Origin of the sequence: Streptomyces sp. TSRI0107 (assembly GCF_001905845.1) — a bacterium.
In the GTDB taxonomy this organism is placed as follows: domain Bacteria; phylum Actinomycetota; class Actinomycetes; order Streptomycetales; family Streptomycetaceae; genus Streptomyces.
In genome coordinates, this window is the sequence record NZ_LIVZ01000003.1 from 547,060 (window position 1) to 560,146 (window position 13,087).

Below are 13,087 nucleotides of genomic sequence, written 5' to 3' on the forward strand. Positions count from 1 at the left end.
CCGCACTACCCTGCACCCATCCGATGATCGACCCCGAGGAGCCGCGATGCGTGTCGCTCTGTTCCTGACCTGTGTCAACGACACGCTCTATCCGGACACCGGGCGTGCCGTGGTGAAGTTGCTGACCAGGCTGGGCGTGGAGGTCGACTTCCCGATGGCCCAGACGTGCTGCGGGCAGGCCCACTACAACACCGGCTACCGGCACGAGGCGGAGCCGCTGGCGCGGCATTTCGCCGACGTGTTCGGGGAGTACGAGGCGATCGTGACGCCGTCCGGGTCGTGCGGGGCGATGGTGCGGGAGCTGTATCCGCGGATGGGTGAGCGGGCGCGCGCGGAGGGCCGCGGGGACACGCTGGCCGCGACGCTGGCGCCGGTGGTGCCGAAGACGTACGAGCTGACGGAGTTCCTGGTGGACGTGCTGGGGGTGACGGACGTCGGCGCGTACTACCCGCACACGGTGACCTACCACCCGACCTGTCACGGGCTGCGCGGACTGGGGCTCGGCGACCGGCCGCGGCGGCTGCTGGAGGCGGTGAAGGGGCTGGAGCTGGTGGAGCTGCCGGGCGCGGAGGAGTGCTGCGGGTTCGGCGGCACGTTCGCGCTGAAGAACTCCGACGTCTCCGCGGCGATGGGCGCCGACAAGGTGCGCAACGCCGAGTCGACCGGCGCGGAGGTGCTGTGCGCGGCCGACAACTCCTGTCTGATGCACCTCGGCGGCACACTGACCCGGCTGCGGTCGGGGGTGCGCCCGGTGCACATCGCGGAGATCCTGGCGAGCACGGAAGAGGAGCCCCTGGCATGAGCGGAACGTATCTCGGCATGCCGGCCTTCCCGGCGGCGGCGCACGAGGCGGTGCGCGACACGACCCTGCGCGGCAATCTGCGGCACGCCACCCACACGATCCGCGCCAAGCGGGCCAGGGCGGTCGCCGAGGTCGAGGACTGGGCGCAGCTGCGCGAGGCCGGGAAGCGGATCAAGGACCATACGCTGCGTCATCTCGACGAGTACCTGGTCCGGTTGGAGGAGTCGGTCACGGCGGCCGGCGGTGTGGTCCACTGGGCCGCGGACGCCGAGGAGGCCAACCGGATCGTCACCGAACTGGTCAAGGCGACCGGGGAGGCGGAGGTCGTCAAGGTCAAGTCGATGGCCACGCAGGAGATCGGGCTCAACGAGGCCCTGGAGGCGGCGGGCATCCGCGCCTACGAGACCGATCTCGCCGAGCTGATCGTGCAGTTGGGCAAGGACCGGCCGTCGCACATCCTGGTCCCGGCGATCCACCGCAACCGCGGTGAGATCCGGGACATCTTCGCGCGCGAGATGGGCGAGTGGGGCCGCCCCGCCCCCGACGGGCTGACCGACACCCCCGCCGAACTCGCCGAGGCGGCCCGCCTGCACCTGCGGGAGAAGTTCCTGCGCGCCAAGGTGGGCGTCTCCGGCGCCAACTTCATGGTGGCCGAGACCGGCACGCTGGTGGTCGTGGAGTCCGAGGGCAACGGCCGGATGTGCCTGACCCTGCCCGAGACGCTGATCTCGGTGGTCGGCATCGAGAAGATCGTGCCGACCTGGCGGGACCTGGAGGTCTTCCTCCAGACCCTGCCCCGCTCCTCCACCGCCGAGCGGATGAACCCGTACACGAGCACGTGGACCGGTACGACGGACGAGGACGGGCCGAGGGTCTTCCACCTGGTGCTGCTCGACAACGGCCGCACCGACACCCTCGCCGACGAGGTCGGCCGCCAGGCCCTGCGCTGCATCCGCTGTTCGGCCTGTCTGAACGTGTGCCCGGTGTACGAGCGGGCCGGCGGCCACGCCTACGGCTCGGTCTACCCGGGCCCCATCGGCGCCATCCTCAGCCCCCAGCTGCGGGGCACCGGCAGCGACATCGACGCCTCGCTGCCGTACGCGTCGTCGCTGTGCGGCGCCTGCTACGAGGTGTGCCCGGTCGCCATCGACATCCCCGAGGTGCTGGTGCATCTGCGGGAGCGGGTCGCCCAGGGCGGCCCGGTGACCCGCGAGGGCAACCGGGTGGTGCTGCGCCCGGCGAAGGGGCATGCGGCCGAGCGGGCGGCGATGCGGGCGGCCCGCTGGGCGCTGTCCCGGCCCGGTGCCCTGCGCGCCGGGCAGCGCGTCGCCTCCCGCACCCGCCGGCTCCATCCGCGCACGCTGCCCGGTCCGGGCCGGGCGTGGAGCGGGACCCGGGATCTTCCGCCGGTGCCGGCGGAGCCGTTCCGGGACTGGTGGCAGCGGACGCACGGGGGAAGGAAGGACGCGAAGTGAGCAGCAGGGACCGGATTCTGGGCAGGGTCCGGCGGGCGCTGGCCGACGTGCCGCGCGAGGACACGCCGTACGAGCGGGCGGTCGTGCGGGACTATCTGCGGGAGCACGGCGGGCGCACCGCCGAGGAGACGGTCGGTCTGCTCGCCGAGAACCTGGCGGACTACCGGGCGCTCGTGCACCGGTGCGCGGCCGGCGAGCTGCCGTCGGTGATCGCCGGGCTGCTGTCCGGGCACGGCTCGCGGACGGTGCTGGTGCCGCCGGGCCTCGATCCGGCCTGGCTCGCGGCGTCCGGGGCGGAGCGGGTGGCGGACCGGGCCGGGTCGACGCCGCACGAGCTGGACCGGGTGGACAGCGTGGTCACGGGGTGCGCGGTGGCGATCGCCGAAACCGGCACGATCGTCCTGGACGGCGGCCCGGACCAGGGCCGTCGCCGCATCACGCTGGTGCCGGACCACCACATCTGTGTCGTACGGGTCCCCGAGCAGGTCGTCTCCTCCGTGCCGCAGGCCCTGCTGCGCCTCGATCCGGCCCGCCCGCTGACGTGGATCTCCGGTCCGTCGGCGACCAGCGACATCGAGCTGGACCGGGTCGAGGGGGTGCACGGGCCGCGCACCCTGGAGGTGGTGCTGGTGGCCGGTCAGCCGAGCGCGGACGTCACCTCGTCCAGTCAGTCCCCGTCGTAGGCCCGCCGGGCCCGTTCCACCTTCTCGAGGTTGTCGCCTGCCCACTCGGCGAGGTGGGCGAAGAGCGGGGCGAGGCTGCGGCCGAGGTCGCTGATCTCGTACTCGACGCGCGGCGGCACCTCCGGGTGGTAGGTGCGGATGACGAGTCCGTCCCGCTCCAGCTGACGCAGCCGCTGGGTGAGCACCTTGGGGGTGATCGCGGTGATCCGGCGTTCGAGTTCGACGAACCGCTGGCGGCCGTGGGTGTGCAGGGACCACAGGATCGGGGTGGTCCAGCGGCTGAAGACGATGTCCACGACCGGGGAGATCGGGCAGGCGAGTTCGGGGTCGTCCACCATGCGCGTTCCTTCGGGGTAGTCACTTTCCTCTAGGTACCTACTATATCGGCGCTGTTAGCGTCACCTCGTCGTCAAGCAGACACATCCGCGAGGGAGTTGGACATGTACGTGGTGACGGGGGCGACCGGCAACGTCGGGCGCGCGCTGGTGGGGGTACTGGCCGCGGCGGGCGCGGAGGTGACGGCGACGTCGCGCGCGATCACGGCGGCCGACGTGCCCGAGGGGGTGCGGCTGCGGCGGGCCGATCTGACGGACGCGGAGAGCCTGCGGCCGGTCCTCGACGGTGCCGAGGCGCTGTTCCTGCAGAACGGCGGTGCCGTCGCGCATCTGCTGCGCACCGGCGACGTGCTGGACGTCGCCAAGGGCGCCGGGGTGCGGCGGGTCGTGCTGCTGTCGTCGCAGGGTGTGGCGACGCGGCCCGGGTCCGCCTCGCACGGGCTTGTCGCGCGGGCCATCGAGGACGCGGTGCGGGAGTCGGGCCTGGAGTGGACCATCCTGCGCCCCGGCGGGTTCGCCTCCAACGCATACGCCTGGGCCGAGTCGGTGCGCAGCGGCCGCACGGTGGCCGCGCCGTTCGGTGACGTCGGTCTGCCGGTGATCGATCCGGACGACATCGCCGGCGTCGCCGCGGTGGCGCTGCGGGAGGACGGTCACGCCGGGGAGGTGTACGAGCTGACCGGCCCCGCTCTCGTCACGCCCCGGCAGCAGGCGGCGGCCATCGGGGCCGCGCTGGGCGAGCCGGTGCGGTTCGTGGAGCTGTCCCGGCAGGAGGCGGCGGCCGGGATGGCCGCGTTCATGCCGGCGGACGTGGTGGAGACGACGCTGTCCATCCTGGGCTCGCCCACCCCGGACGAGCAGCGGGTCGGGCCGGATACGGAGCGGGTGCTGGGCCGGGCGCCGGGCACGTTCGCCGAGTGGGCGCGGCGGAACGCCGCCGCCTTCCGGTGAGGTCTACTTCAGCAGGTTCTTCTCCTCCAGGTAGCCGCGCGCCACGTCCTTCGCCAGTCGCCGCCAGCTGTCGACCCGCTGGTTCAGCGCGGCCAGGTCGGCCGTCGTGAGCACGGCGTTGAGCCGGTTCAGGGCGTCGGCGGCGCCCGCACCGCCCGCGCGGGCCCGGTTGACGACCGGGACGACGTGGTCGGCGTTCTGCAGCCGCTTGTCGTCGGCGAGCAGGACCAGGCCGAACTCGTCGAGGGTGGCGTCGGTCGTGGTGGTCAGCACCAGCTGGTCCCGGCCGCTCTGCACGGCCCGCTTCGCCTGGGTGGTCCCGACGCCCTTGGGGTCGACGGCGACGACGTCGATGCCGTAGGTCTTCTTCAGGCCGGGCGCGCAGTACGGCCGCCGTACGCACTCGTCGCCCGCCGCGAGCCGCACCTTCAGTCCCGAGTCGCCGAGGTCGCTGAGGGTCTTCAGCCGGTGCCGGCGGGCGTACGACGCGCTGACCGCGAAGGCGTTCTGGTCGACGGCCCGGCCGGGGTCGAGCACGGTCAGTCCGCGGGGGGCGGCGAGCCGGCGCAGGGCGGTCATGGTGGTGCCGAGGTCGGGGGAGCCGGCCGGCGGGGCGTCGGGGCCGTGGGTCTTGGCGTTCAGCCAGTCGGCGAACGTGGCCGCGTACTCGGGCACGACGTCGATACGGCCGGACTCCAGGGCCGGTTCGTACAGCTCGCGGTTGGCGACGGTGAGCAGGGAGGTGCGGTAACCGGCCTGGTTCAGCAGCAGGGCGTACATCTGGGCGAGCAGGTCGCTCTCGGTGAAGCCCGCGGAGCCGACGGTCAGGCTCCGGCTGTCGCCGGGCGGCGCGGTGACCTGGCCGCGCGTCTCCAGGGAGGGGCCGGTGGCGCAGGCGGTGGCCAGGAGCAGCAGGGCCGCCGTCGCGGTCGTACGGAGTCTCATCGTGTCCGCCGGGCCCAGGCCGGGGCCAGTCGTCCGGTCAGGGCGAAGACGCCCTCGACGACGAGCGCGAAGGCGGCGACGAGGACGGCACCGGCGACCACCTGCGAGGTGTCGGCGAGGTTGAAGCCGGCCGTGATGATCCGGCCGAGCCCTCCCCCGCCCGCCAGCGCGGCGATGGTCGCGGTGGCGACGAGCTGGACGGCGGCGATCCGCACCCCGGTGAGGATCATCGGGAGGGAAAGGGGCAGTTCCACGTGAAACATCACCTGTCGCCCCGTCATCCCCATGCCGTACGCGACCTCCACGACGCCGCGGTCGACCTCCCGCATCCCGACGTACGCGTTGGTGAGCAGGGGCGGTACGGCGAACAGCACCAGCGCGACGACGGTCGGGCCCTCGCCCCACCGGCCGACGGGGGTGAGCAGCAGCAGGACGAGGACGGCGAAGGTGGGGATCGCGCGGCCCACGTTGGAGATGTTGACGGCGAGTGCCCCGCCCTTGCCGAGGTGGCCGAGGACGACGGCGACCGGCAGCGCGATCACGCAGCTGACGACGAGGCAGACGACGGTGAGGACCAGGTGCTGGAGGAGGCGGTGCCCGATGCCGTCGGCGCCGCTCCAGTGGGCGGGGTCGGTCAGCCAGTCCCAGGCCGCGGTGAGGGTGTTCATCCGCGGCCCGCCCTCGTCCAGGGGGTGAGCAGCCGCTGGACGCCGAGCAGCAGGACGTCGGCGACGACGGCGATCACCACGCAGAGCACGGAGGCGGTGAGCACCTGGGCCTTGAAGTAGGTGTTCATTCCGGCGTAGATGAGGTTGCCGAGCCCGCCGAAGCCGACGACGGCGCCCACCGTCACCAGGGAGACGGCGGAGACGGTGGCGATGCGCAGCCCGGCCATGGTGGCGGGCAGGGCGAGCGGCAGCTCCACGGCGAGCAGGAGGCGGAGGGGCCCGTAGCCCATGCCGCGGGCCGCCTGCCGGATGTCCTCGGGGACGGCGCGCAGTCCGGCGAGGATGTTGCGGACCAGCAGGGTCAGCGAGTACAGCACCAGTCCGGCGACGACCAGGGTGGCGGAGAGCCCGTACAGCGGCAGGAGCAGCGAGAACATCGCCAGCGACGGGATCGTGTAGAGGATCGTCGTCACGGCGAGCACCGGACCGGCCGCCCAGCCCCGGCGGTGTGCCAGCATCGCCAGCGGCAGGGCGAGGGCCAGGCCGATGAGCACCGAGACCGATGTCAGCTGGAGGTGCTGGACGACCGCGTCGCGGAGGATCTCGCGGCGGGTGGTCAGATACTCGCCACAGATCCACTCGTTGCGCGCGAGGCAGTCGTCCGGGGGCGCGGTCACCCGTCCATTGCAGCGGGCGGCGGCGAGGGCCGGCACGTTGTGCTCCCCCGTACGGGTGCGGCGATCCGGGGCCGGGGAAGGCGTGACACAGTCGGTGAACAAGCGCTTAGATAGGTGACTGCTCCTCGACGCCGATCTGGAGGCCCTGGTGTTCACTTCCGTCGACGACGTCTCCGCGCGCCTCGCCGAGACCGGCTATCTGGCCTCCCCCGCGGTCGCCACGACCGTCTTCCTCGCCGACCGGCTGGGCAAGCCGCTGCTCGTGGAGGGCCCCGCCGGGGTCGGCAAGACCGAGCTGGCCAAGGCGGTGGCGCAGGTCGCGGGGGCGCGGCTGGTGCGGTTGCAGTGCTACGAGGGCGTCGACGAGTCACGCGCCCTGTACGAGTGGAACCACGCCAAGCAGCTGCTGCGGATCAGCGCCGGGCGCGACGAGAATTGGGACGAGACGCGCACCGACATCTTCAGCGAGGAGTTCCTGCTGCCGCGCCCGCTGCTCACCGCGATCCGCGGCGACGATCCGAAGGTGCTGCTGATCGACGAGACCGACAAGGCCGACGTCGAGGTGGAGGGGCTGCTGCTGGAGGTGCTCAGCGACTTCCAGGTGACCGTCCCCGAGCTGGGCACGGTCACCGCGACCCGCCGGCCGTTCGTGGTGCTCACCTCGAACGCCTCCCGGGAACTGTCGGAGGCGCTGCGCCGCCGCTGTCTCTTCCTGCACATCGGCTTCCCCGAGGAGGAGCTGGAGCGGCGCATCGTCCGGCTGAAGGTGCCCGGCCTGGACGCGGCGCTGGCGGAGTCCGTCGTCCGGGTGGTGGGGGCGCTGCGGGCGATGGACCTGCGCAAGGTGCCCTCGGTCGCCGAGACCATCGACTGGGCCCGCACCCTGCTCGCGCTCGGCGCGCACACCCTCGACGAGACCGTCGTACGCGACACCCTCGGCGTGGTCCTCAAGCATCAGGACGACGTGCTGAAGGCCGCCGCCAAGCTCGACCTGGACGCGGTGTGACCGTGCCGGCCCCGGATGTCGCGGCCCGGCTGACGGGTCTGGTCGCCGCGCTGCGCTCGCACGGGGTGCGCGTCGGCACCGGGGAGAGCGTGGACGCGGCGCGGGCGGTGGAGACGCTGGGGTTCGCCGACCGTGAGCTGCTGCGCGAGGGGCTGGCGGCGACGCTGCTGCACACCGCCGACCAGCGACGCGTGTTCGACCCGGTGTTCGACCTGTACTTCCCGCGGACCGTCGGCGCGCCGGGAACGGCAGCGGCGGACGGCCCGGCGGACCGGTCGGAGCTGCGCGACCGGCTCGCGGCGGCGCTCGCCGCCGACGACACCGCCCTGCTGGAGCGGCTGGCGGCGGAGGCGGTCGACGGCTTCGGCGGCTACGGGAGCGGGCCGCGGTCGGACGGCTGGTCGGCGTACCAGACCCTCGACCGGCTGCGCCCGCAGACACTGCTCGCCCGGGTGCGCGACACGGTGCGGGCGGGTGACGGCGGCGCGGGATTCACCGACCGGCTGCTGGACGACGAGATCCGGCGGCGCATCGAGGTCTTCCGCGCGCAGGTGGCCGCGGAGGCGCGGCGCCGGGTCGCGGAGCGGCGCGGGCGCGACGAGATCGCCCGGCGGGCCGTGGCGCCCACCGCCGACCGGGTGGACTTCCTGTACGCCGGGCAGGACCGGCTCGCCGAACTGCGCCGCACGGTACGGCCGCTCGCCCGCAAGCTGGCCACCCGGCTCGCCGCCCGCCGCAGGCGGGCCGCCCGGGGCAGCATCGATCTGCGGCGGACCGTGCGCGGCTCGCTGTCGACGGGCGGGGTGCCGATGCGGCCCGTGCTGCGCCGGCGGCGGCCGGCCCGGCCCGAACTGGTTCTGCTGTGCGATGTGTCGGGCTCGGTGTCCGGGTTCTCCGACTTCACGATGCTGCTCGTGCAGGCGCTGCACGACCAGTTCTCCAAGGTGCGGGTGTTCGCCTTCGTCAACCGGATCGACGAGGTCACCGGGCTGCTGGAGCACGGCGCGGCCGACCCCGGCGGGCTGGGCGCGCGGATCCGCGCCGAGGCCACGCTCACCGGCTGGCACGGCAGCAGCGACTACGGCGCCGCGCTGGGCGAGTTCGCGGAGCGGTACGGCGACGCGGTGGGCCCGCGGACGACGGTGTTCGTGCTCGGTGACGCCCGGACGAACATGGCCGATCCGAACCTCCCGGCGCTCCGGCGGATCGCCGGGCGGGCCCGCCGCCTGTACTGGCTCAATCCCGAGCCGCGCGCCCAGTGGGGCACCGGGGACTCGGCCGCCCCCGAGTACGCCGAGCTGGTGGCGATGCACGAGTGCCGCACCGCGCATCAGCTCGGCGTTCTGGTCAGCCGGTTGCTGCCGGTGTGAGGACCGCCGGGTCATCCCTCATCGGGCTTGGCGTACTCCTTGGCGGTCTGACCCTCGAAGTCGTAGGCGACGCACGCCTCGTCGCCCACGACCCACGCGTCGTGTCCCGGGGAGCAGACGAAGGCCTCGCCCGGGCCGACCTCGCCCTCGGTGCCGTCGTCCATGCGGATGTGCAGGTGCCCCTGGACGACGTAGCCGTTGTGGTTCATCTGACAGCTGTCCGTGCCCGCGATCGGCCCCACGTCCTGGGACCAGCGCCAGCCCGGCTCGAAGGTCGCCACGGCGAAGTCGCATCCCGTCAGGTGGACGGCTTCCAGGTGTCCGTGCGGGAAGTCCCGCCGCTCGTCCGGCTTGTCGAGCATCTTCATCTCGAGCATGATGCTCCTCCCTTCCGGCCGCTTCCGCCGCGGCCGGGGCCGGTCCCCGTCTCCCCTGCGGCGCAGGCGGTACCGGCGGCGGCCGGACCCCTCACGTCCATCGTCCGCCGGGGCGTTGGGGGCCGCCATTCGGGGCGGGCCGTCAGACCTCGCCCCCGGCCCTCAGACCTCGCCCTCGGCCGTCAGCCCTCGCCGCCCCCGCAGAGCCGGGCGAAGCGCTCCGTGTCGATGTTGCCGCCCGAGACGATCACGCCGACGCGCCGCGGCAGGCCCGTGACGCGGCCGGAGAGCAGCGCGGCCAGCGGTGTCGCGCCGCTGGGCTCCACGACGATCTTCAGCCGTTCGAAGGCGAACCGCATCGCCGCCCTGATCTCGTCGTCGCTGACGAGGGCGATCTCGTCCACCAGCCGCCGGTTGACGGAGAAGGTCAGTTCGCCGGGCGTGTGCAGGGCCTGCCCGTCGGCGATGGTGCGCGGCACCGGGACGCTGATCCGGTGGCCCGCCTCCAGGGACCGCTTGGTGTCGTCGCCGGCCTCGGGCTCGACGCCGATCACCCGGATCCCGGCCCGCAGCCCCTTCACCGCCGTCGCGCTGCCCGCGATCAGTCCGCCGCCGCCCACGGGGGTGATCAGCGCGTCCAGCTCCCCCGCCTCCTCCAGCAGTTCCAGCGCCGCGGTGCCCTGTCCGGCGATGATGTGCGGGTGCTCGTAGGGCGGGATGACGGTGAGCCCCCGCTCGGCGGCCAGCGCCTCGGCGATGGCGACCCGGTCGCCGGTGTAGCGGTCGTAGGTGACGATCTCGGCGCCGTACCCGGCGGTCGCCTCCCGCTTGGACGCCGGGGCGTCCTCCGGCATGACGATCACCGCGGTGGTGCCGAGTTCGCGGGCGGCGAGGGCGACGGCCTGCGCGTGGTTGCCGGACGAGTAGGCGGCGATGCCCCGGGCCAGCTGATCGGGCGTCAGCCGGGAGGCCGCGTTGTAGGCGCCGCGGAACTTGAACGCGCCGACCCGCTGGAAGTTCTCGCACTTGAGCAGCACCTGGGCGCCGACCAGCCCGTCCAGGGTGCGCGAGCGCAGCACCGGGGTGCGGTGGGCGACCCCCTTGAGCCGGGCGGCGGCGGCGCGGACGTCGTCGAGCGTGACGGGCGGTCGGGTGGTCGTCACTGGTGTCCTCCCTGGGACTTCGGGTCGTCGGCCGTGGCTCTGGCCTGGGAGAGGTAGCTGTAGGCGGAGGCGCGGGAGATGCCGAGGCGGGCGGCGACCTGCTCCACCGCGCGGCGGACGGCGAAGACGCCGTGCTCGTCGAGGCTGCGGAACAGCTCCAGGCGGCTGTCGCGGTCCAGGCCGGCCCAGTTGTGCGCCTGGTGCGCCGCGTGGGTGTCGAGGATGGCGTCGACGACGGAGTCGATGTCGTTGCCGAAGGTGGTGACCGGGGTCCGCGTGGTGTCCGCGCCGAGTCCGGCGAGCCCGCCGAGGAGGGCCTGGGCGCGGTGCACGGCGGTGACGTCGAGATTGACGCAGAGCGCGCCGAAGACGGTGCCCGCGGAGTCCCGCAGCACCATCGTGGACGCCTTGACGAGGTCGCCGGAGCGGGTGCGGGTGAGGTAGTTCAGCTCGTCGGACGCCTCGTCGCCGCGGGCGAGGACCCGCATGCCGATCTCGCTCATCGCCCCGCCCACCGCCCGCCCGGTCACCGAACCGGCCACGGCCACCACCGACTTCTCCGGCTGCCGGTAGTCGTGCAGCACGACTTCGCACAGCGGACCAAAGGTGGCCACGAGCCCGTCGACGACGGGAACGAGCGCACCGATGATCGCGTCCCGCTCGGCGTCCAGGTCCTGCCCGGCCATGAGCCCCCCCCTCTTGGACTGTCAGTCCAGCGTCTGGACCTCCAGTCTAATCAGGTGCTCAGGCGTGTGCGTGCGTGACGTGGTAAGCGCGGGCCGTGTGGCCCGGGTTCTCACTGTTGTGACGCCCCGCCCCGGTGACCGCGGCGCTCTCGCTGAAGAAGATCATCGTGCCGTCCGCGCCCCTGCTGTCCGGTACGAAGCACTGTTCTTGCCGGCACCAGATGGCCCAGTACGTGTCGGCGTCGTCGAAGCCGCTGCTGAGCTCGAGAACCTGTTCCTCGCTGGGGTTTTCCATCAGAGATCGCCTTCCACCGTGCGTTTCCGGTTTCCGCGCGACGCGTCGTGCTCTGTTACCAGCCTGCTCCCCCGCGACAACGGCCCGCAACACCACTTCAGTCCCGCAGGCACCACGCCACGAACCGCCCGATGCTCGCGTCCACCCGGGCGTCGTCGTCCACCACCGAGGCCGTGCAGAAGAAGCGGACCTCCCGGAACTCCTGCTCCATCGCCTCCACCAGGCTGCGCAGGCCCAGGCTCTCGCGCAGCCAGGTGCGGGCGCTGTCGCTGTCGTCCGGGCGGTCGGGGGCGAGGCCGTGGCCGGCGAGCAGGTCCGTCTTGCTGACGGCGACCGCCAGGCGGGAGTCCGCCAGCGGCGCGCCCATGGCCGCGACCGCCTGGATCGACCGGCCGAAGACCTCCTCGGGATCCACGGTCGAGGCGAGCGTGCGGTCCAGCGGCGCGTCCGGGCCGGGGGCCAGGGACGTCCAGAACGCCTTCACCGCCATGGGGTCGAGGACGAAGACGAAGGTGCGGGCCTCCCGGGCGTAGCGCAGCGCGTCGGTCTCGTCGCGGTCGACGAAGCGTTCGCCGGCCGTGTCGAAGAGATGCACCAGCCGCTCGGCGCGGCCGCTGCCGAGGACGAAGGAGTGCGCCCGGGGCAGTGCCTTCTGGGTGGCCCGGGTGTGGCCCCGGATCCGCAGGACCTCCCGCAGCACCTGGTAGTTGCTGTTCGACTCCTCGTCGGCGAGGGTGATCGCCGGTCCGCCGTCGGCCGCCGCGTTCTCCAGCGACAGCAGCATCGCCGCCATCAACTGGGTCTTGCCCGCGGCCTGTCCGCCGATCAGCGGGAGGATCGTCTCGGGCATGTGCCCGGCGTCGGTGTTCATCGGCTTCCCGCAGTGCGGGTACACGCAGTACGCCTGGAGCCGCGCGTCCCGGCTCATCAGCATCAGCAGCGTCGGCATGCGCTGCCCGCACTCGCAGCGGCGCCGGAACAGGCCGTACGTCCCCGGGCGGATGTCGGCGTGCCGGCGCCGGCAGGCCGGGCTGGGGCAGTCGTACGCCGGGTAGGGGACGCGTTCGAAGCAGTGCGGGCAGAGCATGCCGGTGCGCAGCCGCTTCATCAGGAGCACGGACCGGTCGAGGGCCCGCAGGGTGCCGGCGACGAGCCGGGCGCCGCCCATCAGCAGGAGCAGGACGAGCGCGTGCAGGCCGAACAGCAGGCCGAGCGGCGGCACGGCCAGCAGCGCGCCGAGGCACAGGCCCGCGTACAGGGTGAGCCCGTACGGCACGGTGACGGCGCGGGTCCGGGTGGGGGCGGTGAACTGCCGTGTGGTCACGGCTCGGAAGGAGTCGCCGACCGTCCTGACGTACGACCGCCGTTCCAGGATGAGGAGTTGGCGCAGGTCGCGGAAGCCCGGTCCGAAGAAGTAGTTGCGGTACGCCTTCACGTCCTCGTCCTGGGGACGGTAGGGCGGCAGTGCCTGGAACTCGGGGGTGCGCCGGTACAGGACGCCGGCCAGCAGCCGTATGTGCCCGGTGAGCAGTTGCATCACCAGCGCCAGGCCGCGCAGCGCGGCGATGACGGGGGCGACGGGCAGGTACGCCGCGAGCGTGGCGAGGTAGAGGACGGGGATGAGGACGTAGGCGATGATCTCGGCCACCGGGTG

General features: G+C 73.1%; 15 protein-coding genes. 6 read left to right on the plus strand and 9 right to left on the minus strand.

Annotated elements, in window-relative coordinates:
- The first annotated feature begins 46 nt into the window (after positions 1–46).
- The 3 genes from AMK31_RS09420 to AMK31_RS09430 are packed head-to-tail and all read left to right on the plus strand — an operon-like array spanning position 47 to position 2,960.
- Positions 47–802, plus strand: coding sequence for a (Fe-S)-binding protein (locus AMK31_RS09420; RefSeq protein ID WP_073939931.1), 756 nt, complete (start codon positions 47–49; stop codon positions 800–802).
- Entirely contained in the window at positions 799–2,277 is a 1,479-nt protein-coding gene (locus AMK31_RS09425; RefSeq protein WP_073939932.1) for a LutB/LldF family L-lactate oxidation iron-sulfur protein, read from the plus strand. The genes AMK31_RS09420 and AMK31_RS09425 overlap by 4 nt, the downstream gene beginning before the upstream one ends.
- A complete protein-coding gene (locus tag AMK31_RS09430; protein WP_073939933.1) occupies positions 2,274–2,960 on the plus strand; it encodes a LutC/YkgG family protein in 687 nt (228 codons plus the stop codon). The genes AMK31_RS09425 and AMK31_RS09430 overlap by 4 nt, the downstream gene beginning before the upstream one ends.
- On the opposite strand, the gene AMK31_RS09435 is transcribed toward AMK31_RS09430, so the two are convergent.
- On the minus strand, positions 2,945–3,298 hold the full coding sequence (locus AMK31_RS09435; protein ID WP_073939934.1) for a winged helix-turn-helix transcriptional regulator: 354 nt from the start codon (positions 3,296–3,298) through the stop codon (positions 2,945–2,947). The genes AMK31_RS09430 and AMK31_RS09435 overlap by 16 nt on opposite strands.
- A gap of 102 nt (positions 3,299–3,400) precedes the next feature.
- On the opposite strand from AMK31_RS09435, the gene AMK31_RS09440 reads away from it, so the two are divergent.
- Positions 3,401–4,246, plus strand: a complete 846-nt coding sequence (locus AMK31_RS09440) for an NAD(P)H-binding protein (protein WP_073939935.1) — start codon at positions 3,401–3,403, stop codon at positions 4,244–4,246.
- Between the two features lie 3 nt (positions 4,247–4,249).
- Here AMK31_RS09440 and AMK31_RS09445 read toward each other — a convergent pair whose 3' ends face one another.
- From AMK31_RS09445 to AMK31_RS09455, 3 genes are read right to left on the minus strand one after another with little or no spacing between them, the layout of a single operon-like run.
- On the minus strand, positions 4,250–5,191 hold the full coding sequence (locus AMK31_RS09445; protein ID WP_073939936.1) for an ABC transporter substrate-binding protein: 942 nt from the start codon (positions 5,189–5,191) through the stop codon (positions 4,250–4,252).
- Complete coding sequence (locus AMK31_RS09450; RefSeq protein ID WP_073939937.1) at positions 5,188–5,859, minus strand: ABC transporter permease; 672 nt, start codon at positions 5,857–5,859, stop codon at positions 5,188–5,190. Before AMK31_RS09450 ends, AMK31_RS09445 begins: the two co-directional genes overlap by 4 nt.
- On the minus strand, positions 5,856–6,536 hold the full coding sequence (locus AMK31_RS09455; protein WP_073940137.1) for an ABC transporter permease: 681 nt from the start codon (positions 6,534–6,536) through the stop codon (positions 5,856–5,858). Before AMK31_RS09455 ends, AMK31_RS09450 begins: the two co-directional genes overlap by 4 nt.
- Before the next feature lie 148 nt (positions 6,537–6,684).
- Between AMK31_RS09455 and AMK31_RS09460 the strand changes: the two genes are divergently transcribed.
- A complete protein-coding gene (locus AMK31_RS09460; protein WP_073939938.1) occupies positions 6,685–7,542 on the plus strand; it encodes an AAA family ATPase in 858 nt (285 codons plus the stop codon).
- Positions 7,539–8,912, plus strand: coding sequence for a vWA domain-containing protein (locus AMK31_RS09465; RefSeq protein WP_073939939.1), 1,374 nt, complete (start codon positions 7,539–7,541; stop codon positions 8,910–8,912). The genes AMK31_RS09460 and AMK31_RS09465 overlap by 4 nt, the downstream gene beginning before the upstream one ends.
- Positions 8,913–8,923: 11 nt before the next feature.
- Here the strand turns inward: AMK31_RS09465 and AMK31_RS09470 are convergent, their stop codons facing one another.
- The 5 genes from AMK31_RS09470 to AMK31_RS09490 form a co-directional block, all read right to left on the minus strand.
- Positions 8,924–9,289, minus strand: coding sequence for a cupin domain-containing protein (locus tag AMK31_RS09470; protein ID WP_073939940.1), 366 nt, complete (start codon positions 9,287–9,289; stop codon positions 8,924–8,926).
- Between the two features lie 182 nt (positions 9,290–9,471).
- Complete coding sequence (locus AMK31_RS09475) at positions 9,472–10,452, minus strand: pyridoxal-phosphate dependent enzyme (RefSeq protein WP_073939941.1); 981 nt, start codon at positions 10,450–10,452, stop codon at positions 9,472–9,474.
- Complete coding sequence (locus tag AMK31_RS09480; RefSeq protein WP_073939942.1) at positions 10,449–11,138, minus strand: helix-turn-helix transcriptional regulator; 690 nt, start codon at positions 11,136–11,138, stop codon at positions 10,449–10,451. The genes AMK31_RS09475 and AMK31_RS09480 overlap by 4 nt, the downstream gene beginning before the upstream one ends.
- A gap of 58 nt (positions 11,139–11,196) precedes the next feature.
- Positions 11,197–11,433, minus strand: a complete 237-nt coding sequence (locus tag AMK31_RS09485; RefSeq protein WP_073939943.1) for a hypothetical protein — start codon at positions 11,431–11,433, stop codon at positions 11,197–11,199.
- A 97-nt stretch (positions 11,434–11,530) separates the two neighbouring features.
- On the minus strand, positions 11,531–13,081 hold the full coding sequence (locus AMK31_RS09490; RefSeq protein ID WP_073939944.1) for a TRAFAC clade GTPase domain-containing protein: 1,551 nt from the start codon (positions 13,079–13,081) through the stop codon (positions 11,531–11,533).
- Between the last annotated feature and the right edge of the window lie 6 nt (positions 13,082–13,087).

Coding starts and splice junctions, on each gene's coding strand:
- AMK31_RS09420 (WP_073939931.1), top strand. CDS start 47: ATGCGTGTCGCTCTGTTCCTGACCTGTGTCAACGACACGCTCTATCCG.
- AMK31_RS09425 (WP_073939932.1), top strand. CDS start 799: ATGAGCGGAACGTATCTCGGCATGCCGGCCTTCCCGGCGGCGGCGCAC.
- AMK31_RS09435 (WP_073939934.1), bottom strand. CDS start 3,298: ATGGTGGACGACCCCGAACTCGCCTGCCCGATCTCCCCGGTCGTGGAC.
- AMK31_RS09440 (WP_073939935.1), top strand. CDS start 3,401: ATGTACGTGGTGACGGGGGCGACCGGCAACGTCGGGCGCGCGCTGGTG.
- AMK31_RS09445 (WP_073939936.1), bottom strand. CDS start 5,191: ATGAGACTCCGTACGACCGCGACGGCGGCCCTGCTGCTCCTGGCCACC.
- AMK31_RS09450 (WP_073939937.1), bottom strand. CDS start 5,859: ATGAACACCCTCACCGCGGCCTGGGACTGGCTGACCGACCCCGCCCAC.
- AMK31_RS09470 (WP_073939940.1), bottom strand. CDS start 9,289: ATGCTCGAGATGAAGATGCTCGACAAGCCGGACGAGCGGCGGGACTTC.
- AMK31_RS09480 (WP_073939942.1), bottom strand. CDS start 11,138: ATGGCCGGGCAGGACCTGGACGCCGAGCGGGACGCGATCATCGGTGCG.
- AMK31_RS09485 (WP_073939943.1), bottom strand. CDS start 11,433: ATGGAAAACCCCAGCGAGGAACAGGTTCTCGAGCTCAGCAGCGGCTTC.